1 protein-coding gene is annotated in these 241 nt (G+C 66.0%); it reads left to right on the top strand.

Features of this window, described 5'->3' with window-relative positions; translation table 11 throughout:
• Positions 1-241: ABC transporter substrate-binding protein (locus tag Ga0466249_RS26265; RefSeq protein WP_246589071.1), on the top strand; the 241-nt coding region annotated here is incomplete at both ends.

A 241-nucleotide genomic window follows, 5' to 3' on the forward strand; every position in this document is an offset into this window, starting at 1 on the left:
TACCGGCTCGAGTTCAACCTCGCCAACCCCTACTTCGCCAAGCCGGAGGTCCGGCGTGCCGTCGCGCACGCGGTGGACCGCGACGCGATCAACCGCATCGTTTTCTACGGATGGACACAGAGCGCACCAGCCGCGATCAGCCCGGCGCTGAAGCAATTCCACAATCCCGGGATTCCGCGCTACGAATTCGCGCCGAAGAAGGCCGAAGCGTTGCTCGATGCCGCAGGCTTGCCGCGCGGGC

The organism is Pelorhabdus rhamnosifermentans, from assembly GCF_018835585.1.
Taxonomy (GTDB): Bacteria; Bacillota; Negativicutes; order UMGS1260; family UMGS1260; genus Pelorhabdus; species Pelorhabdus rhamnosifermentans.